Source organism: Kolteria novifilia (assembly GCA_007748055.1).
GTDB lineage: Bacteria > Planctomycetota > Planctomycetia > Kolteriales > Kolteriaceae > Kolteria > Kolteria novifilia.
In genome coordinates, this window is record CP036279.1 from 5,138,840 (window position 1) to 5,161,368 (window position 22,529).

The 22,529-nt window shown below is 60.9% G+C and carries 16 protein-coding genes; 3 read left to right on the plus strand and 13 right to left on the minus strand.

Translation table 11 applies throughout. From position 1 onward, the window contains the following. Nucleotides 1-7: 7 nt before the first annotated feature. From cyoE to Pan216_RS18920, 11 genes are all read right to left on the minus strand, one after another. A complete protein-coding gene (gene cyoE / locus Pan216_RS18870) occupies nt 8-913 on the minus strand; it encodes a heme o synthase (RefSeq protein WP_145260303.1) in 906 nt (301 codons plus the stop codon). Continuing rightward, nucleotides 910-1,878, minus strand: a complete 969-nt coding sequence (locus Pan216_RS18875; protein ID WP_145260305.1) for a COX15/CtaA family protein — start codon at nt 1,876-1,878, stop codon at nt 910-912. The genes cyoE and Pan216_RS18875 overlap by 4 nt, the downstream gene beginning before the upstream one ends. Nucleotides 1,879-1,899: 21 nt before the next feature. Beyond that, a complete protein-coding gene (locus Pan216_RS18880; protein ID WP_145260307.1) occupies nt 1,900-3,798 on the minus strand; it encodes a cytochrome c oxidase subunit I in 1,899 nt (632 codons plus the stop codon). Then, on the minus strand, nt 3,795-4,985 hold the full coding sequence (locus tag Pan216_RS18885; protein ID WP_145260309.1) for a cytochrome c oxidase subunit II transmembrane domain-containing protein: 1,191 nt from the start codon (nt 4,983-4,985) through the stop codon (nt 3,795-3,797). Before Pan216_RS18885 ends, Pan216_RS18880 begins: the two co-directional genes overlap by 4 nt. A 55-nt stretch (nt 4,986-5,040) precedes the next feature. Then, the gene (locus Pan216_RS18890) at nt 5,041-6,240 is read right to left on the minus strand and encodes a c-type cytochrome (RefSeq protein ID WP_145260311.1); all 1,200 of its coding nucleotides are present in this window, start codon (nt 6,238-6,240) and stop codon (nt 5,041-5,043) included. A 188-nt stretch (nt 6,241-6,428) separates the two neighbouring features. Next, the gene (locus Pan216_RS18895) at nt 6,429-7,418 is read right to left on the minus strand and encodes a hypothetical protein (protein WP_145260313.1); all 990 of its coding nucleotides are present in this window, start codon (nt 7,416-7,418) and stop codon (nt 6,429-6,431) included. Next, nucleotides 7,415-10,936, minus strand: a complete 3,522-nt coding sequence (locus Pan216_RS18900) for a c-type cytochrome (protein WP_145260315.1) — start codon at nt 10,934-10,936, stop codon at nt 7,415-7,417. The genes Pan216_RS18895 and Pan216_RS18900 overlap by 4 nt, the downstream gene beginning before the upstream one ends. Before the next feature lie 45 nt (nt 10,937-10,981). Next, nucleotides 10,982-12,310, minus strand: a complete 1,329-nt coding sequence (locus tag Pan216_RS18905; RefSeq protein ID WP_145260317.1) for a hypothetical protein — start codon at nt 12,308-12,310, stop codon at nt 10,982-10,984. 73 nt (nt 12,311-12,383) lie between these two features. Further along, nucleotides 12,384-13,157 (minus strand): cytochrome b N-terminal domain-containing protein, encoded by a 774-nt coding sequence (locus tag Pan216_RS18910; protein ID WP_145260319.1) that lies wholly within the window; start codon nt 13,155-13,157, stop codon nt 12,384-12,386. A gap of 45 nt (nt 13,158-13,202) precedes the next feature. Then, a complete protein-coding gene (locus Pan216_RS18915; protein WP_419192718.1) occupies nt 13,203-13,907 on the minus strand; it encodes a QcrA and Rieske domain-containing protein in 705 nt (234 codons plus the stop codon). A 210-nt stretch (nt 13,908-14,117) separates the two neighbouring features. Then, nucleotides 14,118-14,912 (minus strand): HpcH/HpaI aldolase family protein, encoded by a 795-nt coding sequence (locus Pan216_RS18920; RefSeq protein ID WP_145260321.1) that lies wholly within the window; start codon nt 14,910-14,912, stop codon nt 14,118-14,120. 211 nt (nt 14,913-15,123) lie between these two features. Here Pan216_RS18920 and Pan216_RS18925 point away from each other — a divergent pair, with 211 nt between their 5' ends. Together Pan216_RS18925 and Pan216_RS18930 are read left to right on the plus strand one after the other, a co-directional pair. Next, nucleotides 15,124-15,393, plus strand: coding sequence for a GlsB/YeaQ/YmgE family stress response membrane protein (locus tag Pan216_RS18925; protein ID WP_145260323.1), 270 nt, complete (start codon nt 15,124-15,126; stop codon nt 15,391-15,393). Between the two features lie 13 nt (nt 15,394-15,406). Next, nucleotides 15,407-16,288 carry a GGDEF domain-containing protein gene (locus Pan216_RS18930; protein WP_145260325.1) on the plus strand — a complete coding sequence of 294 codons (882 nt, stop codon included), beginning with the start codon at nt 15,407-15,409 and terminating at the stop codon, nt 16,286-16,288. A 13-nt stretch (nt 16,289-16,301) separates the two neighbouring features. Here Pan216_RS18930 and Pan216_RS18935 read toward each other — a convergent pair whose 3' ends face one another. Beyond that, nucleotides 16,302-18,647: a LemA family protein gene (locus Pan216_RS18935; RefSeq protein WP_145260327.1), complete on the minus strand. Its 2,346-nt coding sequence runs from the start codon at nt 18,645-18,647 to the stop codon at nt 16,302-16,304. 48 nt (nt 18,648-18,695) lie between these two features. After that, nucleotides 18,696-19,835: a M24 family metallopeptidase gene (locus Pan216_RS18940; protein WP_145260329.1), complete on the minus strand. Its 1,140-nt coding sequence runs from the start codon at nt 19,833-19,835 to the stop codon at nt 18,696-18,698. A 207-nt stretch (nt 19,836-20,042) separates the two neighbouring features. Between Pan216_RS18940 and Pan216_RS18945 the strand changes: the two genes are divergently transcribed. Then, on the plus strand, nt 20,043-22,292 hold the full coding sequence (locus tag Pan216_RS18945; RefSeq protein ID WP_419192719.1) for an ArnT family glycosyltransferase: 2,250 nt from the start codon (nt 20,043-20,045) through the stop codon (nt 22,290-22,292). Nucleotides 22,293-22,529 lie beyond the last annotated feature (237 nt).

Consider the following 22,529-nt stretch of genomic DNA (forward strand, 5'->3'; position numbering starts at 1 on the left):
TCGACTCCTACGCTCCCTGCACCAAGTCCAACATCAACAGCGCCATCACCGACGGCAGATAGACAAGCGACGCCCACATGAGCTGACGGGCCCGCTGATCACATTGCCTCATCATGAACGCGACGGAATAAGCAAGATAGTGAATGCCACACGCCAGGGCCGCCCAGAAGTAGAGCGTCCCCGTGAGACCGAAAAGCGTCGGCGCGAGGCTGATCGGCAGCAGTGCCAACGCATACGCCACCGCCTGAACGCCCGTGACCCGTTGTCCCGCCTCGGTCGTCGGAAGCATCTTCAAGCCCGCACCGGCATAGTCGCTTCGGTACAGCCAAGCGATCGCGAAAAAGTGCGGAAACTGCCACAGAAACAGGATCAGAAATAGAATCCAAGCCCGCGGATCGAGCTGACCGGTCATCGCCGTCCAGCCAATCACCGCCGGCAGAGCTCCCGGAATCGCTCCGACGGCCGTATTCAGCGACGAATACCGCTTCAACGGCGTGTACGCCACCACATACAGCAAGTAGCAAACCACCGCCAGGAGAGCCGTGAGCCAGTTGACCGTGGTGGCGAGGAACAACGTTCCGAACAAGCCGAGTCCGGTCCCCAGCGCGAACGCTTCCGCGGGAGAAACCCGACCGGCCGGAATAGGCCGCAGCGCGGTCCGACGCATCAAGGCATCGGATTCGCGCTCGAGCCATTGATTCATCACGCTGGCGCCGGCGGCGACCAATCCCGTCCCAATGATCGCGCTGAGCAGCGTCGCGGAGTCGGGAGCACCTCCCGTCGCGAGAAAGCCGCCAACCGCGACCGTCACCAACACCATCACCGCGATGCGTGGCTTGGTCATCGACGCGTAATCGGCCAGACGAAGGCCGAGAGCGGACCGATCCGCCACCATGGCTGGATCAATGCTCATCCCACAGCCTCCAAGACTCCCGAGGGCGCCCCAGCGTCGGCCGTTGCCTCGAGTGGTTGTAGTTCCGACCAAGTCCGAAGCGTCAACGCGAGCGCCAACCCGAAGATTGCCGAACCGCACAATAAGTGCAGCGTCGTGACCAGTGCCTCTTCGACGGTCGGCGCGGGGCCGACTCCCGGAGCGTGCAACCCAGTCAACGACATCGCGGCGAACCCCAACAGAACCTGGATGCCGACAAAAGCAAGTAGTAGCGATGCGTGCAGCCCGCCAACTCTCCGCAGGTCACCGTCGAGCAGAAACGACATTCCCATCCAAAGAGTCCCCATCAGGATCACTCCACCCAGCACCAGATGAGGAATGAACCCGATCCCTAGATGACGAAGTGTCGCCCCAAGCAAGATCTGCCCAAAGACGCCCACGCACAACACGAGCGTACTCCAGCGCCAGCGAGTCGCCTCTTCGTGCGGAATCTGATTTCCGACGAGCCAGCGTCGCGACGTCAACACCACCAGGCCGCACAACAGCCCGAAGAAGGCCTGCGCGAACCCGCCATGAATGAGGGCTAGGCCCTGACCGAACATCGCGTTGAGCACCACGCGTTGCCCCCCAATGATCCCTTGGAGGAGCACCCCGGCGAGGACCACCAACGTGTAACGGCGAAGCCAACGGCGCTTCTCCGTGGCGAAGACCAGCACCGTCAACGCGAGCGTCAGCGACCCCACCAGCGTCCCGAGCAAGCGGTGGGTGTGCTCTTTCTGAACTCCTGGCGACTCACGTAGCCAATTGTAAAGCCACATGTTCTGACCGAAAGTCGTCGGCCAATCGGGCACCGCCATCCCAACCCCGTAGCTGGTGACCTGCCCGCCCGAAAAGAGCAGCGGTACCGTCGCCAGCAGCGTCGCGATCGCCAAGTAGTGGCTCGCGCGCCTCGAGAAGGTCCAGGAGTCAGTGGAGACCTCGGTCAACGAACAACTCTCCCCGTTGACTTACGCTTGGTGCTCGTCATTGCCGCTGGGTTGCTCGGGCGGAGCCGGTTCCGTGGCAGGCTGATCGAGCTTCGCCTGCGCCTCGAACGCGGCGATGTCCGCGGGAGCCACCCACTGCGGCAGATAGTCGATGTCCTTGACGAGCGGCGAACTGTACTCGTGCGGGCCACGGTAGACGACCGGCACGCTTTCGAAGTTGCCGTGTCCGGGGGGCGACGGCGCAAGCCACTCGAGGCTATTGGCGTGCCACGGGTTTCGCGACGCCTTCGGCCCGTAGAAGAGACTGTAGAAGATGTTCGCGAGGAAGATGAACTGCGCCAGGCCCATGCCGATCGCCGACCAGGTCATGAACTGGTTCATCGGCAACAAGTGCGCCAGGTAGTCGTAGTCGTACGGGTTGGCCAAGCGTCGCGGCATCCCCGCGGCACCGAGCTGGTGCATCGTGAAGAACGTGCCGTTCATGAAGATGAACGACGCCGCGAAGTGAACCTTGCCCCAGAAATCGTTGAGCATCCGCCCGAACATTTTGGGGAACCAGTAGGTGATCCCCGCGAAGATCGAGAAGAGACTGCCGCCCGCGAGCACGTAGTGGAAGTGAGCGACGATGAAGTAGGTGTCGTGAATGTAGATGTCGACCGGTGTGGCCGCCATGAAGATTCCACTCAAGCCACCGATGATGAAGAGCGACACGAAGCCGACCGCGTGCAACATCGGCGTCGAGACATGGAGGTTGCCACCCCAAAGAGTACCCAGCCAGTTGAAGACTTTGATGGCCGAAGGCAGCGCGATGAAGATCGTGGTGACCATGAAGGTCAGCCCCAGCGCGGGGTTCATGCCACTAATGAACATGTGATGGCCCCAAACGACGAAACCGAGGCCGGCGATACCCGCGATCGAGTAGACCATCGGACGATAGCCAAAGATTGGCTTCCGCGCGAAGCATGCGATGATCTCCGACACGATTCCCATGCCCGGAAGGATCATGATGTAGACCGCCGGGTGGGAGTAGAACCAGAAGAGGTGCTGCCACAACAGCGGCGAGGCTCCGCTCCCGGTGATCAACGTGCCATTGACCCACAGGTTCTCGGGGATGAAGAACTGCGTGCCGATCGTACGATCAAAGAGCAACAGGAAGCCGGCCGCCGTGAGCACGGGAAGCGCGAACGCTTGCAGCGTCGCCGTGATCAGGATCGCCCAGACCGACAAGGGAAGGCGGAACATCGTCATGCCGGGAGCCCGCATGTTGATGACGGTGGTCATGTAATTGACCGATCCCATCATCGACGAGACGCCCGCGAAGGTCACGCCCAGAAGCCAAAGCGTCTGGCCCGGTCCGGCCCCCGGAGCGGACGAACCGGCCTTGGTCACCGGATCGATCCAGGTCAGCGAACTGAGCGGCGGGTACGAGGTCCAACCGGCTTGAGCGGCACCACCCTCGACGAAGAAACTCAGGGCGAAGCAGAAGAACGCCGGCCACATGAACCAGTAAGAGAGCATGTTGAGTTTGGGAAACGCCATGTCGTCCGCGCCGATTTGGAGCGGAATCAAGTAGTTGGCGAACGCCCCGACCATGAACGGGATGATGACCAGGAAGATCATCACCGACGCGTGCATGGTGAAGAGCATGTTGTAGAACTCGGGCGAAATCGCGCCTCCCTCGGTGCCAAACAGCAACGGCCCGACGATCGGCATCGTCTGAAAGGGATACGCCAACTGCCAACGGACCCCGAGGGCGAGCAGTCCACCGATCATCAGCCAGAAGAGGCCGCTGAACATGAACTGAATGCCGATAATCTTGTGATCCGTCGAGAAGACGTACTTCTGGATGAAGCTCAATTCGTGCGCGTGGTGGTGATCGTCATGAGCACCGGACGCGTCGATGGAACCCGCCACACTCATCTGCTCGCCTCCTGTTCGGCATGCCGCTCGGCCAACCAAGCGTCAAGTTCTTCCTGTGTTTCGTGGACGATGAGCCGACCCTTCATCTTGTAGTGTCCCCAGCCGCAGAGCTCGGCACACGCCAGATCGAAGTGTCGCTCCAATGGCTTGATCTCGCCGGGAAACGCGTCCTGTAGGATCTCGCGGTTGAGCAGGGTCGACTTGCGACCGCCCAGGGGCGACGCCAGGTGACTCGTCGTCGACGCGGTGAGATTGATTCCCTCGGTCAGTTTGGGATCGCTCAAGTCCTCCGTCGCCAGGATTCCATTGAGTTCCCCAATCATCGCGGAACGAAGTCCGCTCGGAACCGCCGGCTCGAACTCCGCTCCCAACGTCGCGTTCCACGTCACCAAATAGCTCGCGAGCATTGCCCGCGTCTCCGCGGAAAGGTGATCCTTGAGGAATGACGTCAGTGGTGTCTTCGCCTCGTCGATCGCGACGCAGATACGTCCCAATCGCGTCGTGCCATCGACCGCCCGGAAATCGGCGTTGGAAAGCTCGGCGTTCTCGTTCTGATATTCCCGCGTCGTCTTGGTGGCATCGAACCAAACCGGAACACTCAGCCCCGGAACGGCGTCGTGCTTGACCCGAAGGTGCGGCAGAAAGAAGCTGTGCAGCACATCCATCGTCCGCAACTCGATCCGCACCCGCCGATTGACCGGAACGTGCAACTCGTTGGGAACGTGAATATCGTCGGAGGTGTCGTACTGGCCATCGGGCCCAGGATAGACGATCCGCCACTCGAACTGCCGCGCCACGACCCGCGCGATCGGATCGACCCGTGGACCGTTGAATCGAGCCTGGTACCACGCGGGCATCTGGGCGAACGCGATGATGCCAAGGACAAACGCCGGCACAACAGTCCAAATGACTTCCGCGCGGTGGTTGCCGTGCGTGTACTTGCCGCGACCGTCCTTGCTCGCTTGGCCCTTCTCGATGAAGAGGAGCCAGCAGAGAGCGAGTTGGGTGCCGACGAAGACGACCCCGGTGATCGCCAGGATCGCGTAGTACAGAAAGTCGATACTCTTACCGATCGTCGAAACGTTCTCGGGCAGTCCCCAGCCGAGGCTCGGGAAGAGGAGGCTCGCTCCAAAGATCGCCACGACCAGGATCGGGACCGCCAAGAAGAAGTAGGCCCACTTCGACACGGGATGTCTCCCTTGAAAAATTCCCTATGCAAGCGAAGGATCCGACGTCGACCGACTAGTGGTCTTCCGCCTTGGCGTCGTCCTCTGCGGCGTGACTCTCTTCAGCACCGTGACCGTGACCATGTCCCGCGCTCTTTGGCTTCTCTTGCGGAAGTAGGCTCGGTCGGTAGGGAAGCGCACGTACGAAATTGACGATGTCCCAGATCTCCCGAGGCTTGAGGTTGCTGCCGCCGGCGGGCATCTGAGCTCCCGCGATCCCTTGGTGAATACGTCGGAACAAGTCGACCGGCCGACGCCCCCCGCGATACATCCCCAGCAAGAGATTGCGCGGGTAGTTCGGCTGCCCCCAATCGTCGACGTTCTTCTCCCGCATCGACGGATCCATGTCCGCGACGTTGGCTCGACCATCGCGGTTGTGGCACTTGTAGCAAGCCGCCTTGTCGCCGAGATAGAGTTCCTTGCCACGCTGGAGCGAGGCTTCGTACTCTTCGGACTCGACGTTGTAGCTGGGCATCGTTTCATTGGGTTCGATGATGTCGTCCCCGGCCTGCCGCCAGGATTCCTGGACTTCCGCGAGGACCTCCGGAGCCATTTCCGCCAGTTCCTTGTTGAACTGAGCGACCGACTGTTGCACTTCCGCGCCCGAAACGCCCTCGGCGTACATCTGACGCACGTTGGGGCCTTCCGTCGCGTAGTACTGCAACAGCTTCCGCTCGAACTCACCCCGCATCGACAGGAAGATCACGTAGTCGACCAGTTCGTTGAGTTGCTTCTCAGGCATGAGCCGGAAGGGAGGCATCGACGTTCCGATCGCCCCTTCCTTGAGGATGAGAAGAAGATCCTCGCGTGTCGGCTTGGCCGTCCGCGTCGTCGACTTCCACTTGAAGACTCCCCGGCGGTAATCGCGTGGACGGGGAAAGAGGAAGGGAGCGGTCGGACCATTGCCGCCACCATTGAGGCCGTGGCAATGGATGCAATGCTTCTGATAGAGCGCCTGACCGTGGATCAAGTTCTGCCACTGTTCGTCGGAAATGGAGAGAAGCCCCGGCTGCTTCGGCGTGCCGAAGTAGTCCACGAGCAGATTCCCCAACTCCTCGCGAATCGCCGGAGGAAGGTCAACTCGTTCGTCCGACTTCTCCCCGATCAGTTCCGCTCGCGTGTACGACGCCAGCGGGTACTGCCCCGGAAGGTTGATACCGCAACCTCCCAGCAGAAGCACGCTTAGACCTGTCAGCCACGTCAACCGTCGGCTCATCCTCGATCGCCTCCAGAAGCGGAATGGGCTACCGCTACCCCGACTCCGAGCAGACCGCTCGAAGAAACCCTCACCATCGGGAACAAGCTGTCCCCGATGTTCATCGTTACCGTGTAGTCGCTCCAGCGATCGATCGGGCCGGAGCGAGGCGTTCGAACTCGATCGTTCGAACCATCACGAACTCTTGCTCAGAGTCCCGTGACCTCGATCTCGCCGAGATCGACTGTCTCGCCAGGTTTGACGGCGATCTTCGCTCCACGCGAACTTCCCTTGCCGCCCGTCTTCGCGTCGATGTACTTCGGATTTCGCATCACCAGGGCGACTTCACCGGCCGGAACGTTCTTGATCTCGAAGGAGCCATCCTTGTCGGTGACGATGAAGTAGGGATGGTCGAAGACCATGCCGTACATGTTCATCCAGCCATGGATGCTGCATTCGATCTTGAGGGGCTGACTCTCCTCCTGCCACTCGAAGACCTGGAACGTGTTCGGCGGCATGTTCGGGTTGGCTTCGTTCTTGCCCGACACGCTCGAGACCTTGACGTTGTGGGCAATCGGCTCGGGATTGAGGACCAGCGTCGGTTGCCCCTCCCGCACCGCGACGGCGTGCGGATAGTACTGGCAGTGAACCTGGTCGATCATGCCCGGAGCCTTGACGTCGGCGAGCTTGACCTTCTTCTCCGCGACGGCTTTGGCCAACTCGCTGATCGGAATGCCGTTCTTTTCCTTGAACGCCGCTTCGTACGCAGCCTTGACCGCCGCGGCATCTTTCGGCATGTCCGGGTGAACGCCCGACGGCTTGCGGACGTAGACGAAGACGTTCTTGATTCCCTTGGTCTCGGGATCGACGACAACCGTCTCGGCCTTGAGCGCGCCTTCTTTCAGGCACCACTCTTTGTCCTTGTTGACGTCCAGATCGGGCATCTTGGGAAGCTCCGGCTTACCCCAGACGAGCCGTCCCTTGATGGTTCCCCATCCGGCGGCGGCATCTCCCGCGGCATCTCCCGCGGGAGCGGCGGCCGGAGCGGCAGTGGTCGGCGCGGCGCCCGGAGCCCCACCCGCGGGCGAGCCCTGTTGGGCGACCACGCGGCGGCGCGGCGTTTCCTCACCGCCACATCCGACGACCAACGCGCAAACACCCAATCCAAGAAGAAGATTCCCCGGAACACGCATTCTCATTGAACATCTCCATTTCCAGCAGCTGCGGTCTTCTTTCCGGCGTCGGCCCGTTGCTCCGTTAGGAGACGGTCGACGACCTCCGAGTAGTTGATCAGTGCATCGCGAACCGCTTTGATCTGCTCGGCACTGCTACCTTTAAAAAGATCTTGGAACTGCGGCTTATCCTTCGGGAAGTTGACCGGCATCCCCGTGTAGGGCACCAGTCGTTTCGGATTCGAGATCCAGCGAATCATCCAATCGGGACGAAGACGCTCGGGAGCTCGCACTAACGCAGGCCCAAGTTCTTCGGGCTTACCGGAGGGCTTGATCCCACCGACGGGGTGACACTTGATGCACAAGTCCTTGTGCGTGATTAGTTTATAAGCATCGACCAAATAGTCAGGGTGGGCGCTGGCCATCTTCGCCAGATAGCTACTGTCCCGCTCGGGAATCTGGATGTATGGATAGGGCGTTTCATCCGCCGCCGCGAAGTAGTTCGCCAGCGCCTCGACATCGCCTCCACGGAAGTTGAACCGAGGCATCCGTAGCGCCACCGATGGCCGAATCGTCACCGGATCTCGAAGGAAGCGGTAGAGCCACGGGGTCTGAACTTTCTCTCCCTCCCGGATGAGCGGGGGCGGAGCCTTCTGCCACGATTTATCGCGAAGGGCGACATCCTGCGTGGCGTCCTTGACGAAGTAGTCGACCAACGCCATCGCGTACGTCCCCGATGAAGGCGGTTCGACGACCGCTCCCTTGGCGTCCAGGGCGTTGGACCCAACCCGGACACGAACGCCGGCGGGAACCGTTTGATCGAGGACCGAAAGCGCCTCCCAAAGCTGAATCGTCACCTTCAGGTTGTCCGGATCCTCGGCATCGTCAGGACTTTCGAGGCCGTAGGGAAGTCCTCGCGCGGTGATCTCCAGACTGGGGTTGCTCTTTGAAACACTCCAAGCCGAATGCCCCGGGAAGTCGTAGCCGGCGGCCAGTTCCTTCTTGCCGATACTCGCAAGGGTTTCCCCTCCCTCTTGATCAAGCTCGAAGGTCCATTCGCCCGGTTCAATGACATGGCAACTGGAGCAGTTGTACTTGTCGAGTAAGTTGCGTCCGTGCACCTCCGCCATCTTCTCGGGAGAAGGGTTGTAGACGTACTTGGCGTTCACTTCCTCGGCGACGAGGCCCAGGACGAAGGTCGCGACCGCCTCCCGCTGCTCGTCGGTAAAGTTGAATCGCGGCATCCGGGAGCGATCCTCCCAGCGGCGAATCTTCTTGAAGTCGTAGCTGCGCGGCTCGCGCAACTTCTGCATCAGGAAGCCTTCCCGCTGGTGATGCCCCAGCGCCCATTGGTAAAAGTCGTTCTTCGAGTAGAAGTGCTCGTCGCCTTCCTTGTGGACCTCTTCCTCGACGTACTCGAGGACGTTTTCGAACGCGAGCATGTGGGGATCCTTCTTCCCCCAGTCCGAAAGCGCGACGCCAATCGGCTTGGCCTTGTCGAAGCCGTCGATGTTGTGACAGCCGAAGCAACCGAGCCGGCCGATGGTCTTCTCGCCCAGCGCCATCAGCTTGTCGTCGGTGGACATGCCGTCGATGCGGGCCCGGACGACTTGCTCGGGATTCCCCTTCTTCTCAAGGGAGAGGAGCAGATCGGTGAGCGCCTGTTCGTCGAGCGAAGGAACCGAGATCTCCTTGGCCCACGTTCCGGGCACCGACAGTAGATAGGCCGCGATGTCCGCCGAGTCTTGCGGCGAGAGCTGCAAGTTCGGCATATAGGTTTCGGGGTTGTAGAAGGTCGGATCGTGAATCCAGGCGACAAGCCACTTCTTCTGCTCGTCGGTCGTGAACTTGGCGGCGATCTCGGAAAGATCGGGGCCGAATTGATTTGGCTTCTTCGCGAACTGCTCGGGAATCTCCTTATGGGAGTGACACGCGACACACCCCTTGGTCAGGAAGAGTCCCTTACCCGCTTCGGCGTTCCCCTTGACGTCGAAACTGGGAACCTCGACCTTCTTGCTCTTGGTCTCGAGGTACTTGGTGATCGCGTGAACTTCGGTGATCGCCAGCGTCGGCAAGTCGTGGGGGTTGTCGAACTCGGTGACCGGCCCGTGGCTGTTGTAGAACGGAACCTCCATGTCGATCTGGTGGTAGTACTGCGGCATCCGCGTCGACGGCCGGAAGGCCTGCGGGTCGCGAACCCACTTCGCGATGAACTCGGGCGTCAGCTTCGAGGTAACGTGCGCGAGCGTCGGGCCGACTTTGCGGTTGGCCTTGAGCTTCTCTTCCTCGGAATCGTTCCACTGGGCCAAGCGAAGATGCGGGCCGAACTGGGTGCCATCCTCCATGAAACCATTGATCTCATGGCAGCCGAAGCAACCGTAGGTGCGGATCGTCTGGTAACCCGAAAGGAGCTTGTCGGCCTCGGGAACCTGGTAGGGATCGTGGTGGCACTTCAGGCAGCTCGACTGCGAGAAGCGCGTCGGGAACATCGGATACTCGTGGAAGTGGTTGAAGAACCAACCGTATTCCTTCGTCCAGCGTTCCCGCTCGGCTTCGTTGTCGGGACTATGCGACGCCCACTCGAACGAGGTCGCGGTTCCCTGCCCCTGATGGCAGATGGTACAGCCGAACTTCTCCACCGGGTGGGGGCTGTTGGCACCGACGAAGAGGTCGAGATTCGGATGCGAGAGATAGGGCGGCTTGATACCCGCCTGCTCGGTGTATCCCGCTTGGTCGATCGCCAAGTGGCACGTCTGGCAGCGATCGAAACGAGTCACCTTCTTGAAGTTGAAGTCGACCGGTAGATCCTCGAGCGCGACCTGCTTAATCTGGAGGGGAGACGCGAAGCCATCGAGGACCGGAGCGGCGCGAATTTCGTCGTAGACGCTCAACTTCGTCGCATCCTTGACGCGTTCGAGCTTGGCGATGTCGCCAGTGAGCTTCTCGACCTCGCCCTGCACTTCGACCACGCCCGACTCGATGGCGCTGAGCGAAGCCTGCTTCTTCTTGACTTCGAGATCCTTGGCGCCGACGAGCTTGTTGACTACCTCGAACTGTTGGCGGGAAGCGGCGAGCTTCTCGGAGACCTCCTCCTTCTTCTCTTCGAGCTTGGCCAGTCGCGGTCCCTGCCCCGCTTCGGCGATCTTCTTGACGACCAAGTCGTAGCTACTGGCGAGTTCGGCGACCTCGGCCTTCTTGAACTGGGCCCGACGATTGAGCTTCGTCTTCTCCAACTCGAGAGCCAAGATCTCTGACTTGAGGCTGTCGACGATCGGCTGCTGCTTGGCCCGTTCGGCTTGAGCCTTCTTGAGCTTGAGTTGGAGATCCTCGAGCTTCTGCTGATCGAGTTGGACCTGCATCTTCACCAAGTCGGCGGCAAGCTTTTCTTGCTTGACGTTGGCGAACTCGCGTTGGTGGGTCTTCCAGGACCGGAAATGGTCCGCTCCCATCATCCAGAGCGTCGCCCCGAAGAGAGCGATCGCCGAGTAGAAGAAGACCAGATGGAGCTTCTTCTGGTCGCGATAGAACTTTTCATCCGCTGGCATGGAGCGCCTTTCGCTCGCTGGTGAACGTAAACCCTTGGGTCCAACTCAGACGTTGAGGAACATCTCTGGAATCGCGATGATGTACTTGAGGTTGAACGCCCAACGAAGAACCATCTTGATGGGGAGGAAGGCCATCATCAGGAAGATGTTCGTCATCACCAGGAACCGAATCAGCCCCATGCGGATGAACATCTCCTTCATGAACGTCTTGGCCATGATGAAGGGAGTAATCAGGAAGTAGCTCAAGACCAGCAAGATGCCGAGCCACTCGCGAGCGAGGATGTTCGACGGCTTGCCCGTGTTCAACAGGTCGAGATACAGTAAGTCCGACAAGTCGATGTTGTTGAGCGCGACGGTCTTATCCGGGTCCCACACTTCATAGAAGCCGAAGAAGTTCCAATTCGGCCCCCGCAGGAACGTCCCGAGCACGATCAGCACGACCCACAGGACCAGAAACCCGAACAGGAACGTGATGATCGCGAAGGGTCGCTCGGCGAAGGTGTAGTAGCCGTTCCCCTTCTTGTTGTAGTCGATGTACGGCATCGCACAGAGACCGATGATGATGTAGGTCGGCAAGACGACGCCCGCGAGCCACGGATCGAAGTAGACCAACATCTCTTGGAGTCCGAGGAAGTACCACGGGGCCTTCGAGGGGTTGGGGATCTTCGTCGTCGACGCCGGCGGCTCGAGCGGAGCCTTCAGGCAAATCGACCAGACCAACAGAAAGACGGTGCAAAGAACCATCGCCAGCATTTCGGTGTAGACGAGATCCGGCCAGGTTAGCACCTTCTCGGCCCCTTCGGCCTCGAGCGGCTTCTTGCCTTCCTTGATGCGATCGTCGTTGATGACCGCTTGGCGGAGGGCGAGCCACGTCGTGAAACCGACGGAGTAAATCAGCATCGTGATCGGCACGTTGTCGGGCTTGGCCACGATCCCGCGAAAGTCGGGATCGGTCATGCTGATCCCGATGAAGAGAAGCGATCCGTTGAGGAGGACCCAGCCCGTGACGTTCTTGGCGAAGATCCGCCGAAAAACGATCAGAGCGATGAAGGCCGCGGTCGAGATGACGAAGTAGTTGACCGGTCCCATGAGACGGTCCATCCAATCGCGGAACGCCTCGCTCAAGACCGGACCGACGCCGTTGAAGAACTCAATCGACGTGCCGAGCATGTAGGTCGTCAGCAGCGACCAAACCAAGGGAAAAGCGGCCAAACGAACCTTGGAAACCGGCTCGTTGGCACCTTTCCACTTCTCTTGGAAGCCCTTGTCCGTCCACAGACGAACGCAGTAGTAGGCGTTGAGGAGGCCAAGCACCAGGAAGTAGAGGCCAAGCCCCCTAGAGATATCCGGGCTCAGCTCGGTTCCGTGACCCACGCTCGATCCCTTTCCTACCAGAAGCACCGCGGCGGCCTACGATGACCGCCCATCCGTCGGAGAATGCCCCTCGTTACAGCGGGCCGCTGATATTTCCATCCTTGCGGATTCGCCAGAAGTGAATCGCGATCAGGGTCGCGACCACGATCGGAATGGCGACACAATGTAGGACGTAGAACCGCAACAGTGTCCCCTCGCCGACGCTCCGTCCCGCGAGCAGCAGGAAACGAGCATCGCCGCCGGAGTGAATGAGCGGTACGTCACCGATCGTTAAGAGTTTCGCACCGGGGCCCTCGTAGCCGACAAATGGCGTCGCTCGGGCCATGTTGCTGCCGACGGTGATCGCCCAGATCGCGAGTTGGTCCCACGGCAGCAGGTACCCCGTGAAGCTCAGCAGCAGCGTCAACACCAGCAGGATCGTCCCGATCACCCAGTTGAACTCGCGGGGGGGCTTGTAACTGCCTGTAAGGAAGACGCGATACATATGCAGCCAGATACATATCACCATCGCGTGAGCACCCCAGCGATGGAGTTCCCGAAGAATCCCGAGCGTGGTGACGTCACGCAAGCTCAGGATGTCGAGAAAGGCGTGTTCGAGGGTCGGACGGTAGTAGAACATCAGCAAAACGCCGGTGACCGTCTCGACGAGGAACAGAAAGAACGTAATTCCCCCCATGCACCAGGTGTAGCTCAGAGCGATCCCGCTCTTGCGTACCGACACTGGATGCAAGTGAAGGAAGAAGTTCGTCAACATCACCACGATGCGGTTACGTCGATCGACGGGAGCCGCATGGCGAAAGATGCTGCGCCAAATCTGTGAATTCTTGATATCGTCCGCTAGCGACATGCCCCACCCTTAGCCTGCGTCCGACTGGTCGGCACCGACTCTCCGTTACCCCATCCGAATGAAGGACTCGGAATCGCCCCATTGGCCGAGTTCGTACTGAAATTTTTTGCTCTTATCGACGACGACGATCCCGTCGACCTCGGAGATGGCAAAACGTTCCAGTGGACGCGGCGCGGGGCCCTCGAAGTTGATGCCCGTCTTGTAGAAACCACTACCGTGGCAGGGGCATTTGAATTTCTGGTCCGCCTCGAGCCAACTCGGCGTGCAACCCAGGTGGGTGCAAACCGTCGAGAGCGCGATGAGTTTCTGGGGAGCCTCGTCGTCGAGATAGACGAGCCAGACCTGAAACTCTTCCTTCCACTGCGTGTTGACTTTTCCGGGCTCGAACGCGTACGGCGGCTCGGTCCGAAATTGGGAAGGCGGCTCGGCCAAGACGTTGGGAAAGAGAAACCGGGTCGTCCCCAAAACCATGCCGGTCAGCGAAAGCGTGAAGAGCGTCCACGCCATGCCGATCGCGGTAAAGAGGAAGAAGCGGCGTTCGTCCTTCTTCTTTTTCTTGGCGGGCGCCCGCTTGGGCGCGGCCTTCTTTTTCACCGGCGCCTTCTTCTTCACCGCGGGCGCGGGCTTATCGGTCTTCTCCGCGGCGACCTTCTTCTCGGGGGCCGTGGGGGAGTCCTTGGGCGCATCAGCCGGCTTGGGCTGTTCGGATGCCGAACCGGGACTGGTATTGGAATGGGCTTCGTCGCTCATAAAGTACGCTGCCGTCAATTTGTATTTGGAGAAACGCGGACATGCACGAACGGCTCAACGAGCCGTTGCACTATCGCTGCCAGAGGAAAAGTAGGCAGACCCCGCGTTCTACTACTACCGCCTACCGAGATGATAACGAACCTGGCGCTGAATTCACTCCCATTCGTGCAATTTTTCACAATGTGGAGGTCGATCGCCAGGGAAGGCCCCTCAGTAATTCGCGACGCGCGAGTTGCCGCTGCGTCCCAAAGCCTCGAGACCCGACTTCGCCCCCCCCATTAATAGCGAAATATCGCTTCCCAACGCCAAGAACCGCCAGCCCTGTTCCAGACGCATTTCCACCGCGGACGCGTCGAAACAGTGGATCCCCGCCGCGATCCCGTGTCGCTGACACGCGGCGAGAATTCGGCTCAAGGCCTCTTCGAACGCGTCGGGAGTCGGATCGGCGCCCGACGCGTCACGCATGCTGGCTCGCAGATCGTTCGGGCCGACGAACATCGCGTCGATCCCCTCGACCGAGAAGATCTCGTCGGCCTTTTCCACAGCGTCGATGTGCTCGCACTGAAGGACGACCAAAATCTCGTCGTTCGCTCGCTTGTAGTACTCCGCCGGAGGCGCCGCGAAGTTCATCGCGTGCATGACCCCGCCAAGACTACGGTTGCCCACCGGCGGGTACTTCATGGCCGCCACGCACGCCTCGGCCTCCTCGCGAGACATCGTCATCGGCGACACCACCCCGAATCCGCCACCATCGAGCACCCGCTTGATGTGGTCGTGACGTCCCGCAGGGACGCGCGCCAGGGGGATTCCCCCGGCGTCGGCGATCGAGCCAAAAATCGTCGAGGCCGTCTCCCAGTCGACGGGCGAATGCTCGATGTCGAGGGTCAGCCAGTCGAAGTCGAGCCGGACAAGCGCCCGGGCCGCGATGGGACTGGCGAGCGAGAGCCAGGTTCCGATCGACTCTTTCCCCTCACGAAGACGTTGTTTGACCGGATTGACTCTCATCGGCGTGGCCCTCGCTACGATCGAATGGAACCTCTTTTCGGGACGTATCCTTCTGGATGTAGCGTCTTGGAGCCGCCCTTTCCACACCGGAAGCCTTAAAGCGGAGTCGTCATGTCCATTCGGACGTCCTAGGATGGAATCCATATCGTCGGGTCGGACGTATCATCTTCGGCAAGTCGTCTCGCGTCTTGCAAACAAGGTATCCACTGTCATGCCACCTATCCTGGACCTGCTGCTCCTCCTGGTGATCGCCGGGGTTTGTGGTAGCATTGCCCAAGCGCTTGTCGGCGTGAGCCGAGGAGGCTGCCTGGTCGCGATCGCCCTTGGTTTTGTCGGCGCGGTGTTAGGTCGGTGGCTAGCCGATGCGCTCAATCTCCCCGAGATCGCCGAAATTGGCGGGTTCCCGGTAGTTTGGTCCATCATCGGAGCGAGCCTTTTCGTGGCCGTGCTCAGCCTGATTGCGGGAAGACGACGTCGCTAGTTGGGAACAGAGCATGGTCTTGGCCAGCCCCAAGGACGAACACGAGTTCCCGCCAGCCGACCCCCGCGTTCATTCCGCTCCGCAAACGATGCTCGCGGTGGTGGTGGGTGCCATCCTCGTCGTGGGGGTCGGCTACCTCGACCACAAGACCGACGAACGCTTGGCGTTCGAGATCTTCTATTTGCCCGTCGTCCTATGGGCGAGCTGGTATGGCGGGTTCATCGCGGGGCTCGTCGCCGCGGTCTCCAGTGCCGGGACTTGGGCGTTGAATAACTGGTTCGATCGCCCGGCTCCCCTGTCGGAGTTACTGCTCTTCTGGAACGTCTCCGTCCGACTCATCTACTTCGCCATCTTCGCCTTCATGACGGCGCGGCTTCGAGGAGCGATGGAACTCAATCGCGCCCTCTCTCGGACCGACTCCCTGACGGGACTGGCCAATCACAAGTCCTTCGTTGAGCAAACCAACCGGGAATTGGTCCTCTCGCGGCGTCACAAGCGACCGATGACATTGGCGTACATCGATTGCGATCACTTCAAGGTTGTCAACGACACCATGGGACACGCCGCCGGCGACACGGTGCTCCAAACGATTGGCAAGACCATGCTCGCGACGGTACGTGAGTCCGACGTCCCCGCCCGGTTGGGAGGCGACGAGTTTGCCGTTCTCCTTCCGGAAACCAACGCGGCGAATGCCCGTTCGGTCGTGGAGAGGCTGAGAGAGCAGCTCTTGGAGATGATGAAAGACAACGACTGGCCCATCACCTTCAGCATCGGCGTGGTGACCTTTCCCACGCCGCCGGAGTCATGCACGGCGATGACCCGAACCGCCGACAAGGTGATGTACACCGTCAAGCACGGCTCGAAAGACGACGTCGCCTACGCCGTCGCGGAGTAGCGGGCCGGCCCCGTCAGTCGTCGGGACGTTCCTCCGAATCGGGAGCCAACGACACGTCGACGACTTCACGCACCTCGACGTCCGCCCGAAAGAAGCTCGCTCTCTTGTAGCCCGCCATTCGGGCGATCACGACCTCGGGAATTTGAGCGATCCTGGAGTTGTAGCGTTCGACGGCGTCGTTGTGGCCGTCGCGCATCAGGGCGATTTCGTTTTCCATGGTCACCAGCGACGCCATCAGCTTTCGCATGAGCGTGTTGGCCTTGAGGTCCGGGTATGCCTCCCGCAGCGCGATCAGCCGGTCAGCCACGGCATTACCGGCCTCGGCGACCTGCTCGTGAAAGTCATGCCCCACCTCGGCGCCCGCCCCCTTCTCGGTCCGCAGCTTCGCGACTAGTTCCTGAAGTCCTCGCTCATACTGCGAGTACTCCTTCGCCACGCGCTCGAGGTTCGGCACCAGATCAAAACGCTTCTTCAGCGCGACGTCGATATTGCTCCAGGCACGATCGACTCGCTGCCGGAGAAAGACCAGATCGTTGAACAAAAAGACGGCCAGGAGAAGGAAGAGATACATCATCGCCGCCAGGGCCGACCAAAGATAGTCGATCGGTCCGAAAACGCCGACCGAACAGAAGAACTGCATCGCCGCGAAGAGCACCAGATCGAGCCCGAAGGTCATGTACATCAAGCCCCAGCGGGACTTGCGGATCATCACCTCATGTTCGCTCAACGTCGACAGGATAAAGGGGAGGTCGCTGGGTCCGCGAACCATGTGCAAGCGATCGCCCGTCTCCGGATCGACCTCCGCGCTCCCGAGGGCGTAGACCGGTTCGCCCGGCTCGATCCGATGCTCGGTATAATGGAGTTTTCCCTGACGACGCGTCAGCGTGGTGCGATGGAAGACCTCCGCGCCTTCGGGTTCGATCGGAAAGACACCGTCCTGGTCGCGACAGTAAAGAGTTGCCCAGTCCTTGCGATCCTCGATCGTCTTCCAACTGGAGTTCTTTCCGCTCTTCACCTTCTCCTTGACGGTGTAGTGGTACCAATAGCAGGGAAGCTCCGACAGCGGTCCATGGACGAGCGGCACCGGCAGGTCCAAGTCGGCAACGCCCGTCACTTCGGCCAGCCCGAAGGTCACCCCCGCCGACTTCGAGGTCGGCACGTTCTCGATCAGGCGCTTCGTCTTCAGCAGTCGGAACCCGAGGTAGGTCAAGACCACCGATCCAACAAACCCGACGACGATCAACACGACCACCACCACCGTGATGCCGAAGCGGACGGTGTGGAACGTGCTTTCGAGCTTCCGCAGTTCCTCCTGGCTTCGTGCCGAGACCACCAGCGGGGGCGGAAAGTGAATGCCGTTGTAGGACGCCAACATCCAGTCGGGAAAACGCTGGGACATCGCATGGGAACGGTCGATCGCACGATTGACGTCGATCCGGATGCGATTGAGCCGTTGGCGTAGCCGCGCCGGAAGCGATTGAAACCGCGGCTCGTCGAGATCGACCACCTTGTCCCAGGAACCGTTCCAAGGAAGCTGGGCCTGCGTCAACGACAGCTTGAATTCCTCATGCGCCGTCTCGAGCATGCGTTCGACCCGCTTTCTCGCACCCCGAAGATCGGCGACCATCATCGTCGTCCCTTGGTAGACGAGGACGCTCGAGACCGTCACCGCCGTCAACGTCAGGTAAAGGAAGATCTGATGGCAGTTGAGAAAGGTGAGGAAGAAGTAGACCGCGAACGAGAGGAAACAGAGCCCGATCCAGCTCTCGTAGAAGCTCTCCGTTGCCAACCAGCGTCGAGCGGTTTCCTCGGTGCCGACGCCAATCTTGGGAGTGTACTGTCCCTTTTGTAGGAACCCGACTTGGCACTGCGGCTGACCGTTGGGACGAAAGGCATAGCCAACGACGTAGGCCTCGGAGTCCGGAAGCAGCATCGCCTCGGTGTAGCGCAAGTCGCCGACGCGTTCGACCTTGGTCTTGTTGGTATCCCAGTCGACACCCGAAGAGGGCTTGACGAGGATTCGGCCGGTCGCGTCGACCAGAAAAAACGACCCAACCGCTCGTTTGCGACTCTCGATCGTCTCCCAACTCTCGTCACCGTCGCTGTCCTCGGTCCGGCGTTCGACGGTGTAGTGATAGTAGAGGCAAGCGGTGCTCGAGCGCGGCGACGAAAGCGGCTCGCCGTTGAGGACCAACTTTCCCCCGAGATCGACCTCGCCCGGCATCACTGCCATGACGACGGTCCGCGGCAGTCGTTCCCATTCACGGATTTTCTGGATGTTGCCGAACCCGGCCGCGGAGATGACAAGTCCAAGTACCAGACACAACACGAAGCCGACGAGCCGCAGAAACCTCCACATCGTCGCGATATCCCTCCCTGTACGCCAACGACCGCATCCGATTGCTCATCAGAGTCCGAGATGGTGACCGGACAATTGCTGCGGCCCCTCCGCGGTGATCAAGTAGTTGTGCTCGAAACGCATTCCGCCGACCTCCTCGGAATAGAGCCCCGGCTCGAGGGTCACGATATCCCCTTCCAGCAGGGTGTCCAAGCTACCGCCGACCAGGAAGGGTGCGTCGGGGTGCCCCAGGCCCAGCCCGTGCCCCGTGTGGTGGGGGAAGAGCTCCAAAAGGCCCTTCTCCTCGAAGCTCGCTTCGACGGCCCGGTGAATCTCCTGGCAGGAGGTTCCCGGCTTGAGCATCGCCTCGGCGAGACGCATCGCTTCAAGACAGGCATCGCAGCGGCGCTGTTGCTCGGTGGTCGGCGTTCCCTCGCAGATCCATGCGTTGGCGAAGTCACCGCGATAGCCGTCAACGACAACCGAGCAGTCGAGCAGGAGCATGTCCCCCTTCTCGATCACCCGGTGAGTCGGTGGTCCCCCGACTTCCGCGGTTCGCGGTCCGCTGACAAAGTCGCCGTAGAGGATGACGGGCTCCCCCGCCTCCTTGATGGCCGCGTTGAGCACGACCTGGTAGAAGTCCTGCTCGGTCATCCCCGCACGCACATTCTCCCGGGCCGCGGCGAACCCCGCCGTCCCCGCATCCATGGCTCGCTGGATGAGGACCAACTCATCGGGATCTTTCTGTCGTTTGAGCCGATGGAGAACGGGATCGATGTCGTACCAGCGGATTCCCTGCCGTTCCGACGAGACGCCGTGGACCACCGCGGTCGGGGTGACAGTCGCTTCGAAACCAAAGACCGAACCGCTGCACTGCTTGAGCCGTTCGAGGGCGTTCTCGAAGAGCAGCGCCTGTCGGTGCGGCGCGGTGGTGCTACAGTCGTACCAAGTGTGCGCCACGACTTCATCGACGTGCGCGGCGTCGGCGTAGACGTCGAGAACGTTGTCGGTGACGAGAATCGACTCGCCCTCCCGACCCAGGATCAGCACCGCGCCGGCGCCATTGGAACGAAAGGAGAAGGGAGACGCGTAGAATCCCGTGAGGTAGTTCAAATGACGCGGATCACTGACGAGGATCCAATCGGGTTTCTCCTCAAGCTGGTCCCACAACCGCTGCCGCCGTTGACGACACCCTTCCGCTGTCAACATCACGCGCCTCCTTTGACACAGTTCGCCCTCGAAACCGCAATCTTGGTCGCTCGCCGAATCATTCCCTCGGGGGCCTTCGAGCACGCGATTCCCAAGTTGCTGGCGTCAGGATACGGAAATGCCGCCAGCGGCGAAATCTCCCCAATGATGTCACGACAACCTCCCTTCCCCCCACCGAATCGAACTGGCATAGTAGAAAACACGACCATGACAGCGACCGCGGACGCTCCGCCCCGCCGTCCGAGTTTGACGTGGATTTCCCTCACGCAAGGCAACGAGATGACCGAGGAACCCGGGAAGCCTACCTACCCGTGGTGGATGACACTGGCACTCTTTCTGCTCACCGCGCTGGTTGCGGGCGCGACGGTCGCCGGCCCCGGCATCTCCTGGGACGAACCCGCCTACCGCGATAGCCAGATCGGACTCCAGAATTGGTTCGGCGAAATGGTCCAAGGCGACGTCTCGCTGGCAACCTCTTTTTCCTCGGAGTCGATCGACCACTACTGGGTCTTCAACCGATTTGGCAGCAACTTCCACCCACCCATGGCGAGCTACCTCCATCTGCTCACCTACTGGCCCATGCACAACATCTGGGACGACATCTCCTCCCGGCGCCTCGCGGGCGCGATCGAATTCGCCCTCGTCGTCGCGATGCTTGGGCACTGGGTGGGCCGCACCTACGGCTGGCCGGCGGGGCTCTTCGCCGCGCTTTCCCTGGCGACGCTGCCACGACTGCTGGGGCATGCCCACGTCATCGGCACCGACATGGCGTTGCTTCTCTTCTGGATCACGACCGCCTGGCTCTTTCTCGGAGCTCTCGCCCGACGATCGCTCCAGTGGCTCTTCGCCACCAGCCTCGCGTGCCTCTTTCTGGTGAAGGCCAGCGGTGTCGTCGTGCTGGTGCCGGTCATTCTTTGGTTCGGGATCACGGTCGTAGCGCGCTCGCCGTGGCGCATGCTGGGACGTTGGCTCCTCTGGACTTCGCTGATCGCCGCTCCCTTGGTTCCTCTCGGGTACAGTCTTCTCGCCGGTCCCGATCGTCTAGGAATCCCGCCGTCGTGGCAGCGCGGCTTCCTCCTCGGCCCGCTCATGGCCCTCGTGTTCTTCTGGTCGAGCCAACGTCGATCGCGCAAGGCTTGGAACATCGCTCTGGAACTCCCATGGATGACGATGGCGGTGACGCCGCTGGTCGTGATCGCGCTGAACCCGACCTGGTGGCACGACACCATCCCCAAGTTCGCTTCCTACGTCGACCTGAACCTCCACCGGCAGGATCATCTCCCGCCAATCGCGATCTTCTACCTCGGCGAGCAGTACAACTATTCGCTGCCTTGGCACAACGCCTTCGTGTTGATGGCGGTGACGATTCCGTTCGGGACGCTCGCCCTAGGCCTGGCGGGAGTCGTCAGAGGATTCCTCCATGCGCGAGTCGACTTGCTGCCGATCTATTTTTTCCTGCAAATGATGACCCTTCCCCTCTTCCGCATGTTGCCGACGCCGGCCCATGATGGCGTTCGTCTCTTCTTGCCGACCTTCTTCTTTTTCGCGGCCTTTGCGGGACTGGGCGCGACGTGGCTCGCCGATCGCGTCGCCCGTCGCCACATCGCGTGGATGCTCCTCTTGCTGATCGGACCGGGCTGGGCCGCCGTCGACTGGGTTCGCATTCACCCCTATGAACTGAGCTACTACAACGTCGGGCTTCGGGGTGCGATGGACTGGGGACTTGAGCCGACGTACTGGTACGACGCGGTCACGCCCGCAATCCTCGACGACGTCAATCACGACCTGCCCGAGAACGCGACGGTGCTCGTCCATCTCGACCCGCTCATCAACCCGGAGGTCTTCTTCGAACTCCAGTCCCTTGGTCGGCTGCGGGGCGACATCCAACTCAATCCCAACCCGATTGAGGGCTTCGCGTGGGCGTGGCTGCTGACCCACTCGTCCAAAGCGACGGCATTTACCCGTTTGCTCTACGCCTGCGAACCTTGGTACGAGTCGGGTCCGAGCGGCGTGCGACTCTTCTCGGTCGTCGACCCGAACGCGTTGGCGCTCGCTTGGGCGATTCACGTCTTTGCCGTCGACGAGGACCGCGCGACCAAGGGAGGTCAACTCATTCTCAATGAGGCGGCCTTCTCGGGGGATGGCGAATCGCTCGCCCGAGCCGCCGATCTCATCAATCAACACCGCGAGCAAGCGATCGAGCACCTTGACGACGAGTCGGCCGCCACCCGTTCGTTGGTCAAGCGGGTGATCGTTGGCGGAACGCTCCATCCCAATGTCACGCGAATCCTCGATCACGCCCCCTGGGCCCTCGACGAGGCGACCCGAATCCTCGCAACCCGCCCCCAAGACGTCCGGCGCGTCCTCACCTACCCCGGCTATCTCCTTCCCGAGCGGTTCGGAGGCTATCTCCAACCCCGCCCCGAAACGATGTCTCGTGAAAGCACCGACGATTGAGTAGGCGGCCGCCACTCCATCCAAGGGGCTCGCTTCACACATCTCGCGCGACATCTTTTCCCGAAACCGTTTTGATTCCCGCGATGGAAGGATTATGCTTGCGGCCAAGACGCGGGTTCCCACCGGAGACCATCAACCACTCCCGCCTAGTGATCGAGCAAGTGTCTCGACCCCAAGACCGGCACCGCGCCGGAACGGGCTTGGCCACGACCAGCCCCAACGATTGTTCACGAAATG